At 68.5% G+C, this 18,288-nt stretch carries 15 protein-coding genes and 2 tRNA genes; all 17 read right to left on the reverse strand.

Going from position 1 to position 18,288, the window contains the following annotated elements:
- Window positions 1-8: 8 nt before the first annotated feature.
- On the reverse strand, window positions 9-1,148 hold the full coding sequence (locus AC5P9F_RS00390; RefSeq protein ID WP_012479690.1) for an ABC transporter permease: 1,140 nt from the start codon (window positions 1,146-1,148) through the stop codon (window positions 9-11).
- Window positions 1,145-2,608, reverse strand: a complete 1,464-nt coding sequence (locus AC5P9F_RS00395; RefSeq protein ID WP_099497503.1) for an efflux transporter outer membrane subunit — start codon at window positions 2,606-2,608, stop codon at window positions 1,145-1,147. Before AC5P9F_RS00395 ends, AC5P9F_RS00390 begins: the two co-directional genes overlap by 4 nt.
- Before the next feature lie 369 nt (window positions 2,609-2,977).
- Window positions 2,978-3,053, reverse strand: a tRNA-Gly gene (locus AC5P9F_RS00400).
- Window positions 3,054-3,168: 115 nt separating this feature from the next.
- On the reverse strand, window positions 3,169-4,275 hold the full coding sequence (locus AC5P9F_RS00405; protein ID WP_049459966.1) for an NAD(P)/FAD-dependent oxidoreductase: 1,107 nt from the start codon (window positions 4,273-4,275) through the stop codon (window positions 3,169-3,171).
- 138 nt (window positions 4,276-4,413) lie between these two features.
- Window positions 4,414-4,489 (reverse strand) — tRNA-Gly (locus AC5P9F_RS00410).
- Window positions 4,490-4,724: 235 nt separating this feature from the next.
- On the reverse strand, window positions 4,725-5,351 hold the full coding sequence (gene pgsA, locus AC5P9F_RS00415) for a CDP-diacylglycerol--glycerol-3-phosphate 3-phosphatidyltransferase (RefSeq protein ID WP_012510614.1): 627 nt from the start codon (window positions 5,349-5,351) through the stop codon (window positions 4,725-4,727).
- Window positions 5,352-5,369: 18 nt separating this feature from the next.
- A complete protein-coding gene (uvrC, locus tag AC5P9F_RS00420; protein ID WP_005408879.1) occupies window positions 5,370-7,214 on the reverse strand; it encodes an excinuclease ABC subunit UvrC in 1,845 nt (614 codons plus the stop codon).
- Window positions 7,211-8,623, reverse strand: a complete 1,413-nt coding sequence (locus tag AC5P9F_RS00425; RefSeq protein ID WP_005412824.1) for a hypothetical protein — start codon at window positions 8,621-8,623, stop codon at window positions 7,211-7,213. The genes uvrC and AC5P9F_RS00425 overlap by 4 nt, the downstream gene beginning before the upstream one ends.
- Window positions 8,620-9,108: a low molecular weight protein-tyrosine-phosphatase gene (locus tag AC5P9F_RS00430; RefSeq protein WP_005412823.1), complete on the reverse strand. Its 489-nt coding sequence runs from the start codon at window positions 9,106-9,108 to the stop codon at window positions 8,620-8,622. Before AC5P9F_RS00430 ends, AC5P9F_RS00425 begins: the two co-directional genes overlap by 4 nt.
- A complete protein-coding gene (gene kdsB / locus AC5P9F_RS00435) occupies window positions 9,105-9,878 on the reverse strand; it encodes a 3-deoxy-manno-octulosonate cytidylyltransferase (RefSeq protein ID WP_005412822.1) in 774 nt (257 codons plus the stop codon). Before kdsB ends, AC5P9F_RS00430 begins: the two co-directional genes overlap by 4 nt.
- Window positions 9,879-9,952: 74 nt before the next feature.
- Window positions 9,953-10,972: a tetraacyldisaccharide 4'-kinase gene (gene lpxK, locus AC5P9F_RS00440; RefSeq protein ID WP_099497441.1), complete on the reverse strand. Its 1,020-nt coding sequence runs from the start codon at window positions 10,970-10,972 to the stop codon at window positions 9,953-9,955.
- Window positions 10,972-12,720, reverse strand: a complete 1,749-nt coding sequence (gene msbA, locus AC5P9F_RS00445; RefSeq protein WP_005412820.1) for a lipid A export permease/ATP-binding protein MsbA — start codon at window positions 12,718-12,720, stop codon at window positions 10,972-10,974. The genes lpxK and msbA overlap by 1 nt, the downstream gene beginning before the upstream one ends.
- Window positions 12,717-13,139, reverse strand: a complete 423-nt coding sequence (locus AC5P9F_RS00450; protein WP_004152323.1) for an ExbD/TolR family protein — start codon at window positions 13,137-13,139, stop codon at window positions 12,717-12,719. Before AC5P9F_RS00450 ends, msbA begins: the two co-directional genes overlap by 4 nt.
- 3 nt (window positions 13,140-13,142) lie before the next feature.
- Complete coding sequence (locus tag AC5P9F_RS00455) at window positions 13,143-13,805, reverse strand: MotA/TolQ/ExbB proton channel family protein (RefSeq protein ID WP_005412819.1); 663 nt, start codon at window positions 13,803-13,805, stop codon at window positions 13,143-13,145.
- A gap of 3 nt (window positions 13,806-13,808) precedes the next feature.
- Window positions 13,809-16,208 carry a DNA internalization-related competence protein ComEC/Rec2 gene (locus tag AC5P9F_RS00460; protein ID WP_099497442.1) on the reverse strand — a complete coding sequence of 800 codons (2,400 nt, stop codon included), beginning with the start codon at window positions 16,206-16,208 and terminating at the stop codon, window positions 13,809-13,811.
- A 59-nt stretch (window positions 16,209-16,267) separates the two neighbouring features.
- Entirely contained in the window at window positions 16,268-17,611 is a 1,344-nt protein-coding gene (locus AC5P9F_RS00465) for a sensor histidine kinase (protein ID WP_005408871.1), read from the reverse strand.
- A 1-nt stretch (window position 17,612) separates the two neighbouring features.
- Entirely contained in the window at window positions 17,613-18,284 is a 672-nt protein-coding gene (locus AC5P9F_RS00470) for a response regulator transcription factor (RefSeq protein ID WP_005408870.1), read from the reverse strand.
- Between the last annotated feature and the right edge of the window lie 4 nt (window positions 18,285-18,288).

The following is an 18,288-nucleotide window of genomic DNA, read 5'->3' on the forward strand; positions in this document are numbered from 1 at the left end:
GCCGGTCCTCAACGCAGCAGCAACGATGGATCGGAGCGGACGACACTGCGCACCGCCATGATGCTGGAGAGCATGGCCATCACCGCAACCAGCGCCACGCAGCCAAGGATCACCATCGGTGTCAGCTGCACCGGAACGCGCTGGGTCTGCGCGATCAACAGCACCACGGTGCTGAAGGCCGCCGCCAGCAACATGCCCACGCCACCGATCAGCAACGCCTGCTCGAACACCACCCGTGCCAGCGCATAGCGGCCTGCACCGAGTGCATTGAGCGTGGCGTACTCGCGCACTGAGCCGGCCACCACCGACGCGAACGACTGGTTGGTGATCACCGCGCCGACGAAGCAGACGATGACGGCCATGAACAACACCGCGATGCCGGCACCGGTGTCGAACAGCCAGTACTGCTGCGAGCGGCTGGCGAACTCCGGCGCGGTCCAGAACTCGACCGGCGTAGCTTGGCCCATCGACGCGGCCAGGCGATCGCGCACGCGGTCGGCCAGGTCCGGCGAGCGCAGGCCCGCCACGAAGTAGGTACTGCCCTCATGTGGGTCGGTACCGGCGATGGCGCGCGCGGTATCCAGCGAAGCCAGTACGTTGACACCACCAAGGCCACGCAGGCCCGGCTGCGCGGCAACCACGCGCACGGCCTTGCCATTGATCCAGGCACGGTTGTTCTGCAGGTCCACGCCCAGCGTATCCAGGTCAGCGCTGTCGACGATCACCGCACCCGGTTCGCGCAACTGCGCGCGCAGGTCGATGGGCAGGATGCGCGCGAACATCATCGCGTCGTCCTGGGTGGAGATGCCGGACAGATACACCGACACGTTGCCGGTGCCCTGCGCGCTGGAGCGCCATTCGCCATCCACCCACTCGTAAGGTTCGACGCGGGTGACATCCGGATCCATGCGCAGGTGGCTTTCCACATCGGCGCTGATCGCGTGGCCGTAGTTGACGCTCTGGGTGCCGGGGAAACCGGCCCAGATATCGGCCGAGGATGCCTTCACATAGATCGCGGCGGTGCCGAAGATGCCCAGCACCAGTGCGGCCTGCACGATCAACAGCACGCCGGCGAAACACATCGCCAGCACCACCGGCAGGAACCGGCGCCACTCATAGGCCAGGGTCTTGCGGGCCAGCGCGATCATTGCGGTTCGCCCTCAGCCTCGACCGGCAGCGGTGCGCCACCAAGGGCGCGGTACAGCGACGCAAACGCCAGCACGCGCGCGCCCTGCGCACCGATCAGGTCGGCCTGCGAGGCCAATGCGGCACGCTGCGTATCCAGCCCATCGAACTCGCTGGACAGGCCCAGCTGCACCTGCCGCACCTGGCGCTTGACCTGCTGGTTGGCGGCATCATTGGCCGCACGGAGCGATTGGATGCTGCTGTCCTGGCGCGCCAGGCTGCCCAGTGCGCCTTCCACTTCGCTCACGCCTTCCAGCACGGCCTTGCGATACCCGAGCAGCGCGGCGTCCAGTTGCTTCTCATCGGCATGGAAACGCGCACGGCGTTGGCCCCAGTCCCACAGCGGAATATCGACGTATGGACCGATCGACGGACTGGAGTCGGAATTGGAGCGCGCGTTCTGGGTGAGGTTGTAGGCATACAGAATGGAGCCGCCGAGGCTGATCCGCGGGTACATCGCGGCGCGCGCCGAGCCCTTGCTGGCGGCGGCCTGCATCACCTCCGATTCGGCCAGCAGGATCTGCGGACGATGGCGCAACAGGTCCGCTGGGACCTGCTGCAACGAGAACGTGCCCAGCTTCGGCGGCGTGCGATAGGCGCGCCAGGCCGGGTCCGGGCCGTCACGGCCCAGCAGCAATGCCAGCGCGCGGGCCGCGTTGTCAGCATTTTCGCGGGCCTGCGCCGTGGCTGCGCGGGTCGCCGCCTGGCGCGCACGCAGGCGGTCCAGCTCGCCGGGTTCATCCAGGCGCAGGCGCTGGCGGACCAGGGCCAACTGTTCACCGCGGTCGTCCACAGTCTGCTGCCGGGCCAGCAGGTCCTGCTGGGCCTGTGCCACGGTGAGGTCAAGATAGCTACGCACCACGTCGGCGATCACCGCGACCTGCGCGGCATTGCGCAGCGCCTCGGCATTGCCAGCCGAAGCCTGCGCGCTCAGCTGCACACTCTCGGCGGCGCCGAACAGGCCCAGGTCCCAGATCGCTTCAATGCCGGCATGGAAGTAGGTATCGACAGCGGCGGCGTCCTGCACCTGCTTGGCGCTGGCGGAGATTTCCGGCAGGAAACGCGAGTCGGACGTGCCAGCGACGATCCGAACGGCCTGCAGGCGCAAGGTGGCCTGCTGCAGGTCGAGATTGCCGGCGACCGCCTGATCGACCAGGCCATCCAGCGCCGGGTCGGCCAGCACCTTCCACCACTGCCTGGCGTCCACCGCCACGCCCTGGCCCTGCGGTACCTGGGTCCAGGCGCTGGGTGTGCGATCAGGCAGGTCCGGGACGGGCACCGACATGCAGCCGGCAAGGGCCAGGGTTGCCAACAACGCACCGGGGCGCAGCACTGCCTGCAGGGAGAGTCCGCGCCCTGTCCTGGGCACTGCCACTGAAGTGATACGCCTGACCACCAGCCCGCCAACGTGTAGAAGGAGCATGAAGGCTACCGTGCGATTGTGGAGCGAACATGGAGAAATGGTCCGAAAAAGGTCACAGCACGCATGCGGTTCAGGCAACGATGGCGTTGGCCTTTCGCCAGCCTTTCACTGCATGCGACGCACGGAACGCTGGTGCGACATCCGGGCCATTGCGTCTTGTTGCCACCTTCCCCGAGCCCCGCCCCTGCGGTCATCCCCACGACCGATACGCCCCGCCATTCCGATTGCGACACTAACGCTGGAATCGTCCCGCCAGGCCGCCGATATCACGCCCGCCATGACAATGCCATGGCGCGAATGTAGCGCCCCGTGCCGCCAACGTCATGACAAACGAAAAACGCCCCCTTTCGGGAGCGTTCTTCTTGAATCTGGAGCGGGAAACGAGACTCGAACTCGCGACCTCAACCTTGGCAAGGTTGCGCTCTACCAACTGAGCTATTCCCGCAGATTTCGTTCGACCTGCGTCGAAGGAGCGCTATTGTGTCGATATTGCTGCACGGCGTCAACAGGAATTTTCGCCTGCATTGCGGGGAGGCGTTCAGGCCCCCAGGACCGATACCTCAGGTTCGCAGGCCACGGCGGTGGAAGTAGACCTGCTCGGCGATGCGCCGCGTGGCCGCCGTGTGCAGCAGTGCATTGAGCGGCCAGTCGGCCTGCAGATGGTCCATCGCCCAGCGCAGCAGGCGCTTGCCATGGAATGCCGGCGCCACCCGCCGCGCCACCCGTTCCGCTTCCGGCCCTTGCCCACGCAGATGGCGGGCAATCGCCTCGCCGACCGCCCAGCCATGCCGCCACGAGGAGTGGATGCCCCCGGCGGACAGCGGCGAGACGATGCCTGCCGCGTCGCCGGTCAGGATCACGCGTTGGCCGGTGAACGGCCCATCCGGCCGGCCGCACGGGACCAAGCCGGCGCGGGTGGCCGAGGGACGCGCCGAAGGCGGAATGCCGACCACATCGCGCACGTGGTCGAGGAAGCCATCGATATCCGGCGGCCGCACCTGTTGCGGGTCATGACGCAGCGCCAATCCCACCTGCAGCCCGGTCGGATTCTGTGCGACCCAGCCGATGTAGCCCGGCGCGTAGCGCTTGCTGACAAAGCAATGCAGCGCATTGCCTTGCGCCACCTGCAGGCCGGCGAACTCGCGCTCGACGCCGTAGAGGGTGTCGCGCACCTGGCCAAGGCCGGTGCGCTGGGCCACGCGTGAGCGTGCGCCATCAGCACCAACCAGATAGGCGCATCGCCCTGCCCCATCCACCTGCCAGCCATCACCACTGCGATGGGCATCGGTGAAAGACCGTTGCAGGCGCAGGTCGACACCATTCGCGCGCAGCTCGCTGGCCAGCCAGCGCATCAGGTTCGGTGTATCGGTGGTGAGGAAGTAATAGCCCGGCGCGGCCAGCAACACGTTGCGCAGGTTCGGCGCATACAGGCGCACGTTTGCGACCCGCTGCACCAGATGCTCGGGCATGCGCCCCAGCCAGGTCTGCTCCATCGCTTCCTTCACCACGATGCCGGTGGTGTGCAGGCGCTCGCCGGGGTCGGCCTTGCGTTCAAGCACGCAGACGCGCAGACCGTACTGGGCGGCAGCCAGTGCGCAGGCGGCACCGGCGAAGCTGGCGCCGACGATGACGACGTCGTGGTCGTAGGCGGAGAGAGTGTGAGGCATTGCGGCATCGCCGTGGAGAGTCGGAGATGCAGCTTCGAACTGCCGCGTGGTGAGGCGAAGGAGTGGCGGTGAAGTGAGGATGAAGCGTGGAACACGCAAACGAAAAACGCTCCCTTGCGGGAGCGTTTCTCTTGAATCTGGAGCGGGAAACGAGACTCGAACTCGCGACCTCAACCTTGGCAAGGTTGCGCTCTACCAACTGAGCTATTCCCGCTTGGGAGGCGAAATTTTACCTATTCCAAGGATGGCGTCAAGCGCTTTTTTCAGGGTCTGTGAGGCGCCTTGCACCGCCTATCCACGCATGGCGTGGATCTACTACAGCGTCTCCGCAAACTGATGGATCCGCCCCCTCCGTGGATGCGGCATTTCCAATAGATCCACGCCATGCGTGGATGGCAGCAACCGTGGGGTCAGAGCCCTTTCCTGCAGAAAGGGATCCGACCCCGGGCTCAGTTGCCCAGCTTCTTCTGCCGCGCACGCTCGCGCGCAGCGCGCTCGTCATCGCGCAGGCTCGGCCAGGCGGCGTGCAGGTACTGCAGTCCCGACCACAGGGTCAGCACCGCGGCAATCGCCAGGGTCCAGTCGCCGATATGGAACACCGGCCAGCCCATCCAGATGTCTTCCACCGGCACGTTCGGGGCCACCGAGTACAGCAGGCACAGCAGCGCGACCATCTGCGCGGTGGTCTTGACCTTGCCGATCATCGCCACGCGCACCTTCGCACGCTGGCCCAGCTCGGCCATCCATTCGCGCAGCGCCGATACCGCGATCTCGCGGCCGACGATCACCGCCGCCCAGAACGCCATCCACGGCGTCGGATGGCCCTGCACGATCAGGAACAGTGCCACTGCCACCATCAGCTTGTCCGCGACCGGGTCGAGGAAGGCACCGAAGGCCGACTCCAGCTGGTAACGGCGTGCGATCCAGCCATCGAGCCAGTCGGTGATCGCGGCCAGGCCGAAGATCGCCGCCGAAGCGAAGTTGGTCCAGGTGTAGGGCAGGTAGAACACCAGCACCAGCACCGGGATCATCACGATCCGCAACAACGTCAGCCAGGTGGGCAGGGTCAACTTCATGCTTGCGTGCTTCTCTCTCTACTCGGCCGCATCAGGCGTGGCCAACCCGTGCAGGTTAGCGTAGATACGTGCCGCGAGGGCGTCATTGATGCCTTCCACCTTGGCGATTTCCGCTTCGCCAGCGGCTTTCAGCCCCACCAGGCCCCCGAAATGCTTGAGCAGGCTGGCGCGGCGGCGCGGCCCGATACCGGGAATGTCCTCCAGCTTGCTGGTCATCCGCGCCTTCTGCCGGCGGCCGCGGTGGCCGGTGATGGCGAAGCGGTGCGCCTCGTCGCGCACCTGCTGGATGAACTGCAGCGCCGGGTTGGCCGCGCCGGGGCGCAGCTCGCGGCCGTCGGGCATCACCAGCGCTTCATGGCCGGCGCGGCGCTCCACGCCCTTGGCCACACCCACCAGCAGCACGCCTTCCACGCCCAGGTCGGCCAGTGCGGCCTGGGCCTGCGCCAGCTGCCCGGCGCCGCCGTCGATCAGCAGCACGTCCGGCAGCACGCCCTGCTCTTCCACCGCACGGCGGAAGCGGCGGTCGATGGCCTGGCGCATGGCGGCGTAGTCATCGCCCGGCTCGATGCCGCTGATGTTGAAGCGGCGATACTGCGCGCGCACCGGACCGGCAGCGTCGAACACCACGCACGAGGCCACGGTAGCCTCGCCCAGGGTGTGGCTGATATCGAAACACTCGACCCGCTTGACCGGCTCGGCCAGACCCAGCATCTCGCGCAGTGCGTCGCTGCGCGCATGCTGCGCGTTGCGGCTGTTGAGTTCGGTGGCCAGGGTCAGCTGCGCGTTGCGGCTGGCCAGTTCCACGTAGCCGGCGCGCTCGCCGCGCACGTTCCACTTCAGCTGCACCTTGCGCTCGGCCGAGGCCGACAGCGCGGCGACCAGCAGGTCGGCATCGGGGATCTCGCGGTCCAGCAGGATCTCGCGCGGCGGCTCGAATTCGATGTAGTACTGCGAGACGAACGCGGCCAGCACTTCCTCCGGGCTTTCTTCACCATTGGTGCGCGGGAAGAACGGGCGGGTGCCGAGGTTGCGGCCATCGCGGAACGCCAGCAGCAGCACGCAGGCCTGCGAGCCCTGCATGGCCACCGCCAGCACGTCCAGGTCGGCAGCACGGCCATCCACGTACTGGCGGGTCTGCATGCTGCGCAGCGAGGAAATCAGGTCACGCAGGCGCGCGGCCTGCTCGAATTCCAGTGCCTCGCTGGCGGCCTGCATCTGCTCGCCCAGCTCGCGGGTCAGTTCGTCGCTCTTGCCTTCCAGGAACAATGCAGCGCGACGCACCGATTCGGCGTACTCGGCAGGCGCCACCAGCTCCACGCAGGGCGCGCTGCAACGCCCGATCTGGTATTGCAGGCACGGCCGCGAGCGGTTGCGGAACACGCTGTCCTCGCAGCTGCGCAGCTTGAACAGCTTGTGCATCAGGTTCAGCGTTTCGCGCACCGCAGTGACGCCGGGATACGGCCCGAAATAGCGGCCGGGAATGGCGCGCGGGCCGCGATGCAGCGCGATGCGCGGCCAGTCCTCGCGGGTCAGCAGCACATGCGGATAGGTCTTGTCGTCGCGCAGCGAGACGTTGTAACGCGGCGACAGCGACTTGATCAGCTGGTTTTCCAGCAGCAGCGCCTCGGCTTCCGAGCGCGTCACCGTCACGTCCATGCGCACGATCTGCGAGATCATCGACATGATCCGCGCATTCTTCGGGCTGCCGTTGAAATAGCTGCCGACTCGGTTACGCAGCGCACGCGCCTTGCCGACATACAGCAGGGTGTCGTCGGCCGCGTACATGCGGTACACACCGGGGGCGGTACTGAGCTGGGCCGCGAAGGCCTTGCCGTCGAAGGCCGGGGCGGGAACGTCGGTCATTCGCTGATCGGCACTTCGCTGAGCACGCCGCTTTCGGGGTCGAATCGCAGCACGGCGTGGGCATCGGTCTCGGCGATCCACACCGCACCGGCACCCACGGCCAACCCGGCCGGGCCGTGCAGGCGGCGCGGCAGCGGCTGGGTGGTCAGTTCGCCACCGCCCAGCCGCAGCGTGCGCAGGCGACCATTGCCAGTATCGGCAATCCACAGCAGCGGCGCATCCGGACTCAGCGCGATCGCCTGTGGGAACTGCAGGCTGGCCTGCGCGCGCGGGCCATCTTCGTCACCGAAACGCCAGGGGCCCTGCCCGACCAGCGTCTGCACCAGATCCCCGCGCAGCTGCAGTGCACGGATCGAGGAGCCCAGCGCATCGGCCACGTACAGCACCTGCTGCACCACGGCCAGCGCAGTCGGTTGGGCAAAGGCAGCCAGGTGGCCGCTGCCGTCACGCTCGTCGATGGCACCGCTGCCGGCGCGCCACTGCAGGCTGCGCTGACCCAGGTGGTAGCTCCAGATGCGGTTGTCGCCGGCCATGGCGATGTGCAGCTGGTTATCGGCGATGGCGAGGCCGACCGGGTGGTCCAGCGAGACCTGCCGCGCCTGTGCTACCGGGCCCTCCACCGGCGCACCGGGGCGGCCATTGCCGCACAGCGTGTCGACGATGCCGGTCAGCAGGTTGATGCGGCGCACGGCATGGTTGCCGGTGTCGGCCACGTACAGCGCGTCGCGCTCCAGCACCAGCGCCTGCGGGCGATGGAACGCCGCTTCGGCGAGGTTGCCGTCCATGAAATCGGCCGTCCCCAGCCCGAACTGGCGCAGGATGCGGCCGCCGTGGCTGCATTCGAGGATGCGGTGATGGCCACTGTCGGCGATGTACAGGCGTTCGGTGCTGACCGCCAGGCCCAGCGGAAAACGCAGGGCCTGCCGCGGCTCCGGATGCAGCTCGGTACCGCCGCGCGGCGGTGCCGACGGCGCACCGTGGCACAGCGCATTCAACGCACGCTCAAGCTCTCCCGGAGCCCCCAGCCCGACCAGCCGCTGCTGCTCGCGACCCTGCGCGTCCAGCAGCACCACGGTCGGCCACGATGTGATGCCGAAGCGACGCCAGCCATCCCAGTCGGCATCGAGCAGGACCGGCATTGACAGCCCCTGGCGGCGCAGCAGTTTGAGTGCGGCGCCGGCGTCACGCTCGAAATCGAAGCGGGGTACCTGCAGGACCAGCGGCTGCAGCATGCCAGGGTGACGCGACAGCCATTGACTGAATTCGGCCAGGCGCTGCGCGCTCCAGGCAGAAGCGGCGTTGACGAACAACAGCGCCACCGGCCGACCGCGCAGTTCGGTCAGGGTACAGGGAGCGGCATTGAGCCAGGTGGCGAACTCGGGCAGGTCCGGGACGGGCTGGACGTTCATGGCCCGATTATGCCGGAGTCGGCGTCATGCAACAGTCGTGCCACTGCACGTTTTGCAGCATTGTCGACCAGCGTCCAGACCTGTTCGAAGTGATCGCTGCCGCCGGTGTAAGGATCCGGGATGGCCGCCTGCCCCTCCCCGCCCGACCAGGGCAGGTACAGCGCCAGCCGCTCACGCTGGGCGGGTGCCACCAAGCGTCCCGCGTCCCGCAGGTTCGCCTCGTCGGCGCAGAGGATCCAGTCGAAGCGGTCGAAATCAGCGGCGTGCAGCTGGCGCGCACGCAGGCCGCCGATGTCCACGCCGTGCCCGGCCGCGCAGGCGATCGCACGCCGGCCCGGCGGCTCGCCCACATGCCAGTCGCCGGTGCCGGCCGAATCCACCTGCACCCGCCCCGCCAGCGGTGAAGCGTCCAGGCGTGCGCGGAGCGCACCTTCGGCCATCGGCGAACGGCAGATGTTGCCGAGGCAGACGACCAGCAGCCTCATCGCGCGGCCAGCGTCTGCAGCAGCGCTTCAGCGCGTTCCAGATCCTCGGGCGTATCGATGCCGGGCGGGAACGGCTCCGGCGAGATCGCCACGCTGATCGGGTAGCCGGCCTCGAGCACGCGCAGCTGCTCAAGCGATTCGACCTGCTCCAGCCGGCCCGGGGGCATCGCCGCGAACTGCTGCAGGAAACCGGCGCGGTAGCCATAGATGCCGATGTGGCGCAGCCAGGCATGCCCTTCCGGCAGCGTGTCGCGGCTGCGCGCGAAACCATCGCGGTGCCAGGCGATCGGCGCGCGGCTGAAGTACATCGCCTCGTTGCGCACGTTGCGCACCAGCTTGACCACGTTCGGATCGAACAGGGTTTCTGCATCCTCCACGGCGGTCGCCAGGGTCGACATCGGCGCATTGCCTTCAACCAGCGCCTGGGCCACCGCACGGATTCCCGCAGCCGGCGCGAACGGTTCATCACCCTGCAGGTTGACCACCACGGTGTCGTCGGCCCAGCCGGCGATGCGCGCGCACTCGGCCAGGCGGTCGGTACCGGAGGCATGCGAGGTGGCGGTCATCGCCACCTTCACCTCGGCCAGCCCGGACAGCGCGTCGGCAATGCGTTGATCGTCGGTAGCGACCCAGACCTCGCCAGCGCCGGCCTGCAGCGCGCGGCGCGCCACGTGCAGCACCAGCGGCTCAGCGCCCAGCAGGCGCAGCGGCTTGCCCGGCAGCCGCGAGGCGGCATAGCGGGCCGGAATGGCGACGACGAATTCGGTCATGGGGCAATACTCGGCAGGCTCGTTACAACGGGGATGCGGCCGGCGGCACGTGAATGCAAGCGCCGCCGCGCCGCTCAGTTCGGTCGCAGCTTGTCCAGGCGGTCGGTCAGCGCCACCCAGAACGCGGCAGGCAACTCGGCACGCAACGGCACCGCGTAATGCCAATCGTTGCCGAACGCGCGGCATTTCACCGCATCCTTCTCGGTCATCAGCACCGGCAGCTGGCTGCCGAACGACAGGTCCTGCGGCTGGTAGGCCTGGTGGTCGGCAAAGGCGTGCGGCACCACGCCGATGCCACGCGCGCGCAGCATGTCGAAGAAGCGCTGCGGATGGGCGATGCCGGCCACCGCATGAACACGCTGGCCCTTGAAGTACGACAACGGGCGCGCGCGGCCACCGGCCAGCGGCTGCGCACTGTCGATGTGCAGGGCCATCGGCCACTGGCCGAAACCGCAGGCCTGTGCCGCGCTTTCCTCATCGGCCTGGCCCAGGTTGACCACGCGGAAATCGCATTCGCCGGCACGGCTGACCGGCTCGCGCAGCGGTCCGGCGGGAATCATGCGGCCGTTGCCGTAGCGCCGCTGGGCATCGACCACTTCGATCTCGATGTCGCGCGCCAGCCGGTAGTGCTGCAGGCCGTCATCGCAGACGATCACATCGCAGCCGGCCTGGACCAGTGCCCTGCCTGCGGCCACGCGGTCAGCGTCCACGCGCACCGGTACGCCGGTCTTCCAGGCGATCAGCACCGGTTCGTCACCGCCCTTGGCGGTCGGCGTGTCGGCCTGCACCCACAGCGGCTTGTCAGCGTCTTCACGGCCATAGCCACGGCTGGCGACGCCCGGCTTCCAGCCGGCCGCACGCAGGCGCTCGACCAGGGCGATGGTCAGCGGCGTCTTGCCGGTGCCGCCGGCGGTGATGTTGCCAACCACGATGACCGGCACCGGCAGCGCGTAGCGCTTGCGCCATCCACGCCGGTAGGCACGGCGGCGCAGCGCGGTGATGCCGGCATACAGCGGCGCCAGCAGGCGCATCGCCCACGGAACCGGGCTGCCGTCGTACCAGTACGGCGGGGTCTGGGTACCCTTGCCAGCCATCAGTCCTGCCTTTCGCGGAACTGCATGCTGTGCAGATGCTGGTACAGGCCACCCATGGCAAGCAGCTCCTTGTGGGTACCCCGTTCAACGATGCGGCCGTGGTCCATCACCAGCACCTGATCGGCATGCTCGATGGTCGACAGGCGGTGCGCGATGACCAGCGTGGTGCGTTCGGGCATCAGGCGCTGCAGCGCATCCTGCACCAGTCGCTCGGATTCGTTGTCCAGCGCGGCAGTGGCTTCGTCGAGGATCAGGATCGGGGCGTCACGCAGGATCGCGCGGGCGATCGCCAGGCGCTGGCGCTGGCCGCCGGACAGCAGCGCGCCGTTCTCGCCGACCGGGGTCTGCAGCTGCTGCGGCATGCGCGCGATGAACTCCCACGCATTGGCTGCTTCGGCCGCCGCACGGATCTGCTCCTCGCTCGCTTCCATGCCATAGGCGATGTTGGCCGCGATGGTGTCATCGAACAGCATGACCTTCTGCCCGACCATCGCCACCTGCCGACGCAGGTCGGCCAACGGATAGTCATCCAGCGCGACGCCATCGAGGGTGATGACACCACCGCTGGGCTCGTAGAAGCGCGGCACCAGCCGGATCAGGCTGGTCTTGCCACTGCCGGAACGACCCACGATGGCGGTGACCGTGCCGGGCTTGGCAACGAAACTGATGTCGTCCAAGGCAATGCCGCTGTCCTCGCGGTAGCGCAGCATGACGTGGTCGAAGGCCAGTTCGCCGCGTACGCGCTGCACGCTGTTGCGGCCCTCGTCACGCTCGACCTGCATGTCGAGGATGCCGAACAGGCGCTCTGCGGCGGCCACGCCGCGCGAGATCGAGGTCTGCACGCTGGTCAGGCGGCGCAGCGAAGGAATGATGGCCATCATCGAGGTCATCAGGCCCATGAACTGGCCGGCGTTGAGGCGGCCGGCCAGCGCTTCGCGGGTCGATACCCAGACGATCACCGCCAGCGCCAGTGCGGCCAGGAACTGCACCACGCTGGAGGCGGCAGCACGGGTGACTTCCACCTTCATGTTCAGCGACAGCATGCGGTTGGCCAGGCGCGAGTAGCGCGAGATCTCATGCTGCTGGGTGCCGTGCACCTTCACTTCCTGCTGCGCCGCCAGCGACTGTTCGGCGGTCTGCGCCATCGAACCCATACCATCCTGGATGCCACGGCTGATGCGGCGGTAGCGCTTGCCCACGTAGGACACGATCACGCCGATCAGCGGTACCACCACCAGCATCGCCACGGTGACCTTCACGCTCATCTGCAGCATTACCGCCAGCATGGCGATGATGGTCAGGGTGTCGGCCACCACGGTCTTGAGTGCGTCGGCACTGGCCTGAGTGACCTGTTCGGTATCGAAGTTCAGGCGGCTGACCATCACCGGCGTCGCTTCGGTATCAAAATGCGAGGACGGCAGGTGCAGGTACTTGGCCAGCACCTGTTCGCGCAGGTCGCGCACCACGCTGCGACCAGTCTTGGCCAGCGCGTAGTCGCTCACCCAGGTGGCGACGCTGCGCATCAGGAACAGGCCCAGGATGGTCAGCGGCAGGATCACCGCCATGCGCGGTTCCGGGTTGACGAAACCGCGGTTGACCAGCGGCTCCATCAACTTGGTGAAGTGGTAGCCCGCCAGGGCTTCGACCACCATGGCGATGACCGCGGCCACCATGAACACCCAATAGGCGCGGGTGTACCCCAGCAGACGTTTGTAGATCGGCCACACCGGCGCGTGATTGGAACTCATGGACGCACCTCGGGTGCTGTTGCAATGGCAATACGGCGGAAGCCGAGCTGACCCAGCGCGTCCTGCGCGGTCACCACGGCCTGGTAGGGAGTGCGTGCGTCGGCACGCAGCAGCACGGTCTGCTCGCGATCGCTGCCGGCCACGGCGGCGATGGTCTGCTTGACCGACTCTACGTCGCTGCGCAGCACTTCCTGGTCGTTGATGAAGTAACGGCCTTCGGCGTTGATCAGAACGCTGAGCGAGCGCGGCGGCTCGTTGGTCTGCTGCTGGCTGGCGGTCGGCAACTGCACCTGCAGCGTCGAACGCGCGTCGAAGGTGGTGGTGACCACGAAGAAGATGATCAGCACCAGGATGACGTCGATCAGCGGCACCAGGTCGATATGCGGCTCATCCTGGGATCGGTCGTTGCCGATACGCATCGATCAGGCCTTCGCCGTGGCGGCGCCGGACTGGCGCGCGGCCGGGGCCGGGTTCATCACCCCGGGGCGGCCGTCGAGCGTATCCAGCAGGGCGCTGGCTTCCTGCTCCATCTCCACCACGTAGCCGTGGATGCGGCCCTTGAAGTAGCGATGGAACATCAGCGCCGGAATCGCCACGATCATGCCGGTGGCGGTGCACACCAGCGCCTTGCCGATGCCGCCGGCCAGCTGGTTCACGTCGCCCACGCCGTGGTCGAGGATGCCCAGGAACATCTGGATCATGCCGATCACCGTGCCGAGCAGGCCCAGCAGCGGGCCCGCCGAGGCAATGGTGCCCAGTGCGTTCAGGAATCGCTCCATGCGGTGCACCAGGTGGCGGCCGGTGTCTTCGATGCGCTCGCGGATCTGGTCGCGCGGGCGGTTGCGGGCTTCCAGTGCGGCAGCCAGCAGCGCGCCCAGCGGCGAATTCGCCCGCAGGGTCTGCAGGTGGGCCGGGTCGAGCTTGCCGCGAGCGGCCCAGTTGCGCACTTCCTGGCCGAGGCCGGGCGGCAGCACTTCAGTCCGCCGAAGGGACCAGAAACGCTCCAGGATGATCGCCAAAGCCAGTACGCCCAACAGCAGCAGCGGCACCATCGGCCAGCCACCGGCCTTGACCAGTTCCCACACGTTTCAACCCTCCGGCCCAACGGCCGCTTGTTCGATCGGCGATAGGATAGCAGCCGACCGCGCCCGCCCAGCGGCATCCCACCACCGGGATGCATGGATGCGCTGTTCACGCAGCTGCAGGCCTTGTGCGCCAAGCCATACGCGGATCGCCCCGGAGTCGGCCGTGGCCAGCACCTCCGCGCCTTGCGCCTGCCAGCGCTGGACCACCTCCCGGCGCGGGTGGCCGAAGCGGTTCCGGTGCCCGGCCGAGACCACCGCCAGCCGCGGCGCCACCGCCGCAACCCACGGCGCACTGGAGCTGCCGCCGCTGCCATGGTGCGGCACCAGTACCACGTCCGCCCTCAGCGCGTGCGGGTACGCCTGCAGCAGCGCCCCCTCGGCCGGTCGACCGATGTCACCCGGCAGCAGGACCACGCCGTGACGGCTGGCAATGCGCAGCACGCAGCTGTCCTCGTTTTCGGCTTGCCGGCCGCCCGGCGCCGGGTGCAGGACCTGGAAATCAACCCCGTCCCACTCCCAGCGCATCCCCTGCTGGCAGGGCGTGGCGCCGCCGATGGTGCTGCCCGGTGGCGCCAGCAGCTGCAGCCCGGGCAACTGCCGTCGCAGGCTGGGCAGGCTGCCGGTGTGATCCAGGTGGTCATGGCTGAGCATCACCTGCCGGGGCGGCCCCTGGCCGAGCGCGCGCAGGGCGGGGACCAGGATGCGTTCGTTGCCCTCGCCGCCAGTCGGCGGCCCCACGTCGTACCAGAGCGCGTGCCGCGCCGTGCGCACCAGCACCGCCGTGCCCTGGCCGACATCGTGCACCAGCAGCTCCAGCTCCCCCGCGGCCGGTGCATGCCGGGCCGGCCACAGCAGCGGCAGGCACAGCAGCAGGCCCGCCAGGCCACCGCCGGCGCCGCGCGGCAGCAGCCACCAGAACACGCCCAGCAAGGCCACGGGTAGCGCCCAGCGCGGCGCCTCGGCCAGCCACCACATCGCCTGCGGATGCAGCGCCAACGGTTGCAGGGCCCCCCAGCTGAGCTCGAACAGCCAGGCCGCGGCACGCCAGGCCCAACGCCCCGCGCCGTCATGCAGCACGTGCAGGCCGGTACCGAGCAGCGACAGCGGAACAACCAGCATTGTCCACCACGGGATGACCGGCAGGTTAACCAGCGGCCCCAGCCGCGCGGTCCCGCCGAACAAGGCGATGCACATCGGCAGCAGCCCAAGGCTGGCAACACCCTGCGCGGCAAGGAACCCGCGCAGCCCGCCACCGATTCCCTCCGGCCCCGTCCTCGGCAGGCACCAGAGCAGCCACAGCACGCCACCGAAGCTCAGCCAGAATCCAGCCGAGAGCACCGACAGCGGCGCAGGCAACAGCATCACCATCGCGGCCAACGCCAGCCCCTGCCCTGCGCCCACCGGGCGACGCCCGGCCCTGGCCAGTGCGACCAGCCCGATCATCAGCGCTGCGCGCACCGTCGGCAGCGCACCACCCGCCGCCACGGCATAGGTGGCTGCGGCCAGCGCCGCTCCCCATGCGGCGGCCTGCGGCCGTGGCCAGTACCGTCCCAGCAACGGGCACAGCCACCACCACAAGCGGCACAGCAGTACACCGAAGCCAGCCACCACGCCCACGTGGAAACCGGAGATGGCGACCAGATGGGTCAGGCCCAGCGCGCGCAAGTGTTCCCAGTCGGCATCGGACAGGCCACGGGTATCGCCCAGTGCCAGCGCCTGCACGAACCGCGCGGCAGGATGTGCCACCTGCACGGCGATCGCCGCACTGCTGCGTTCCCGCCAGGCCTGCAGGCCCTGCGCCGGCAGCCACTCCCGCGCACGGGCCGGATCACGCACCGAGGCATTGCCGGAGATGCCCCGCAGCACGGCGTGGCGCTCGCCATCGAAGCCGCCGGGATTGATCCGCGAGCGTGGCGCGCGCACGCGCAACGACAACTGCCAATGCGATCCTGCGCGAACCGCATGGCGCCCGCCCTCCGCCTCGTGCGCCGGCGATCCGCGCCACGGGTCGCTCCAGGTCACCTGCAGGCGCTTGCCACGCAGCGATGGCAGCGCGCCGGCATCTTCGACATGCAGCACGAAACGCGTGTAGCCGGGCCCCTGCCGGGGAAGGTCGGCCACCCGGCCCCGCACCTGCACATCCTGCGGTGGCGCGCCGGGTGGCAGCTGGCCATGCAGGACCCAGTGCCCGTGCACCGTTGCCCAGGCCAGGCCGAGCAGGGACGCAGACCAGGCACGGCCGCGCCAGGGCAACAGCCAGCCGCCGGCGCCGGCGATCGCCATCGGCACACTCAGCCACAGCGGCAGCAACATCGGCATCTGCACGCAGGCCAGCGCCCCCAGCACCAGGCCTGCAGCGCAGCCAAAGCCAAACAGGGCCGGGGCGGATCGATCGGGAACCATTTCCCCAGCCTGCCGCTGGAGGCCGCAGGCTGCCTATCGGGCCTTTCCCCGTGCGCCTGTCAGCGCCGTACGGTACCGCGGTGGAAATTGACTCTGAAGCTGGCGCCGCCGCCAGCCGCTTCGCCAACGCTGACCGAGCCACCGTGGTGCTGCACGATTTCCTTCACCAGGTGCAGGCCCAGGCCACTGCCGCTGCCGGCTGCACGCAGGCGGTGGAAGGGCTCGAAGATCGCTTCGCGGTCGCCGACCGGAATGCCGGCGCCCTGGTCGCTGACCTCCAGCAGGCCGCGTGCATCGAGGCGCACGCAGATCGTGCCGCGCCCGCCGCCATGGACGATGGCGTTGTGCACCAGGTTGGCGATCACCCGCCCCAGCGCCAGGCTGTCGCCATGGATCCACACGGGCGACTCCGGCGCATCCACCTCGAAGCCATAACCGGCGCCGACCACCAGCGGCGCCAGATCGGCGGCCGCCTCGCGCACCAGCAACGCCAGGTCCAGCCGCTGCAGCGCGCCGACATTGCGATCGAGACGCTGCAGGTCGAGCAGGTGCTCAGCCACGTTGCCGAGGCGGGCGACGTCGGTCAGCAACTGCGATTTCAGTTCACCCTGCGGCAGCTGCGACAGGCGCGCCTGCACCACCGCGATCGGTACGCGCAGCTCATGCGCGGCATCGGCGAGGAACTTGTCGCGCGCTGCATAGCCCTGCTGCACCTTGTCGATCGCATCGTTGAACGCTTCCACCAGTGGTGCGACCTCGGTGGACACCAGCTGCGCATCCAGGCGCGCGCCCGGCTGGCCGATGTCCAGTTCCTTGGCCTGCTGCGCGGAGCGGCGCACGCCGCGCATCGCGCGATGGATCACCGTCGGCATCACCAGCAGCGTGACCACGATCAACGGCAGGAAGAACCACAGGCCGATCAGGCGCAGCACCATCAGCGCGCCATCCAGCAACCCACCCTTTGGAGCACCACCGACCATCACCGTGATGCGGCGTCCATCCTCGTTGCGGATCATCACCCGCGCCACGTCCAGATAGGGTGGCACCAGTGAACCCAGTTCGGTGGCGCCCACTGTCGGCAAGCGTGCCAGCAATGGCGCGTGGACCGCAGGAATCGTGCCGCGCTCCAGCCACGTGCCCCTGTCATCAACCGCCGCGAACCAGAGGTTGCCGCCGGCCCCGGCATTGAGCTTGTCCCAGCGCGCCTGGTCCAGTTCCAGCCGGCCGCCTTCGCTGTGCACGGCTTTGGCCACCGCCTCGGCCGTGAACATGTCCATGCCCCAGGAGTCCTTGTCACCCCAGGTCAGGATCAGCGCGACCACCGCGAACAGCACGGTGAACGCCTGCGCAAGGAACAGGCGCCAGGCCAGGCCCAGGGTGATGGAACGGATCGGGCGTGCCATCTCAGGCCTCCGCCAGCAGGTAGCCGACGCCGCGGATCACATGGATCTCCACGCCGGCCCCGGCCTGTTGCAGCGCCTTGCGCAGCTTGGAGATGTGCGCGTCCAGTGCATTGGACTGGATCTCGTCATCGAAGCCGTACACCGCCGCCTCCAGTGCACTGCGGGTGACGGTGCGCCCCTGCCGCATCGCCAGCGCCTGCAGCACCAGCACCTGGCGCCGGGGCAGCGCCAGCAGCTGGCCATCGACCTGCGCCTGCAGCGATTCGAAATCGAACTCCAGCCGGCCCAGTCGCAAGCGTGGTGTCACCATTGCCGAGGGCCGTCGCGAGACCGCACGGATGCGCGCCATCAGTTCCTCGATCGCCACCGGCTTGACCAGATAGTCATCGGCGCCGACATCCAGGCCCTCGACCTTGTCCGACAGCGTGCCCTTGGCCGTCAGCATGATCACCGCCAGGTTCGGACGCAGGGCCCGCGCAACGGCAACGAAGCCAGCGCCATCGCCATCAGGCAACTGGCGGTCGAGCAGCATCAGCTGGTGCACCGGTTCGCGCAGCGCGATGGCCGCTTCGGCCAGGCAACCAACCACATCGGCGACCACGCCCTGCCGCTCCAGCCCCGATTGCAGGGCACGGGACAGGTCAGGATCGTCTTCGACCAGGAGGATGCGCATCGGG

The sequence above is a fragment of the Stenotrophomonas sp. YJH_SMC_4 genome (assembly GCF_059371575.1).

What these genes read in the sequence shown, in the direction of transcription:
- AC5P9F_RS00390 (WP_012479690.1), bottom strand. Translation starts at nt 1,148, where the DNA reads ATGATCGCGCTGGCCCGCAAGACCCTGGCCTATGAGTGGCGCCGGTTC.
- AC5P9F_RS00395 (WP_099497503.1), bottom strand. Translation starts at nt 2,608, where the DNA reads ATGCTCCTTCTACACGTTGGCGGGCTGGTGGTCAGGCGTATCACTTCA.
- AC5P9F_RS00405 (WP_049459966.1), bottom strand. Translation starts at nt 4,275, where the DNA reads ATGCCTCACACTCTCTCCGCCTACGACCACGACGTCGTCATCGTCGGC.
- pgsA (WP_012510614.1), bottom strand. Translation starts at nt 5,351, where the DNA reads ATGAAGTTGACCCTGCCCACCTGGCTGACGTTGTTGCGGATCGTGATG.
- uvrC (WP_005408879.1), bottom strand. Translation starts at nt 7,214, where the DNA reads ATGACCGACGTTCCCGCCCCGGCCTTCGACGGCAAGGCCTTCGCGGCC.
- AC5P9F_RS00425 (WP_005412824.1), bottom strand. Translation starts at nt 8,623, where the DNA reads ATGAACGTCCAGCCCGTCCCGGACCTGCCCGAGTTCGCCACCTGGCTC.
- AC5P9F_RS00430 (WP_005412823.1), bottom strand. Translation starts at nt 9,108, where the DNA reads ATGAGGCTGCTGGTCGTCTGCCTCGGCAACATCTGCCGTTCGCCGATG.
- kdsB (WP_005412822.1), bottom strand. Translation starts at nt 9,878, where the DNA reads ATGACCGAATTCGTCGTCGCCATTCCGGCCCGCTATGCCGCCTCGCGG.
- lpxK (WP_099497441.1), bottom strand. Translation starts at nt 10,972, where the DNA reads ATGGCTGGCAAGGGTACCCAGACCCCGCCGTACTGGTACGACGGCAGC.
- msbA (WP_005412820.1), bottom strand. Translation starts at nt 12,720, where the DNA reads ATGAGTTCCAATCACGCGCCGGTGTGGCCGATCTACAAACGTCTGCTG.
- AC5P9F_RS00450 (WP_004152323.1), bottom strand. Translation starts at nt 13,139, where the DNA reads ATGCGTATCGGCAACGACCGATCCCAGGATGAGCCGCATATCGACCTG.
- AC5P9F_RS00460 (WP_099497442.1), bottom strand. Translation starts at nt 16,208, where the DNA reads ATGGTTCCCGATCGATCCGCCCCGGCCCTGTTTGGCTTTGGCTGCGCT.
- AC5P9F_RS00465 (WP_005408871.1), bottom strand. Translation starts at nt 17,611, where the DNA reads ATGGCACGCCCGATCCGTTCCATCACCCTGGGCCTGGCCTGGCGCCTG.
- AC5P9F_RS00470 (WP_005408870.1), bottom strand. Translation starts at nt 18,284, where the DNA reads ATGCGCATCCTCCTGGTCGAAGACGATCCTGACCTGTCCCGTGCCCTG.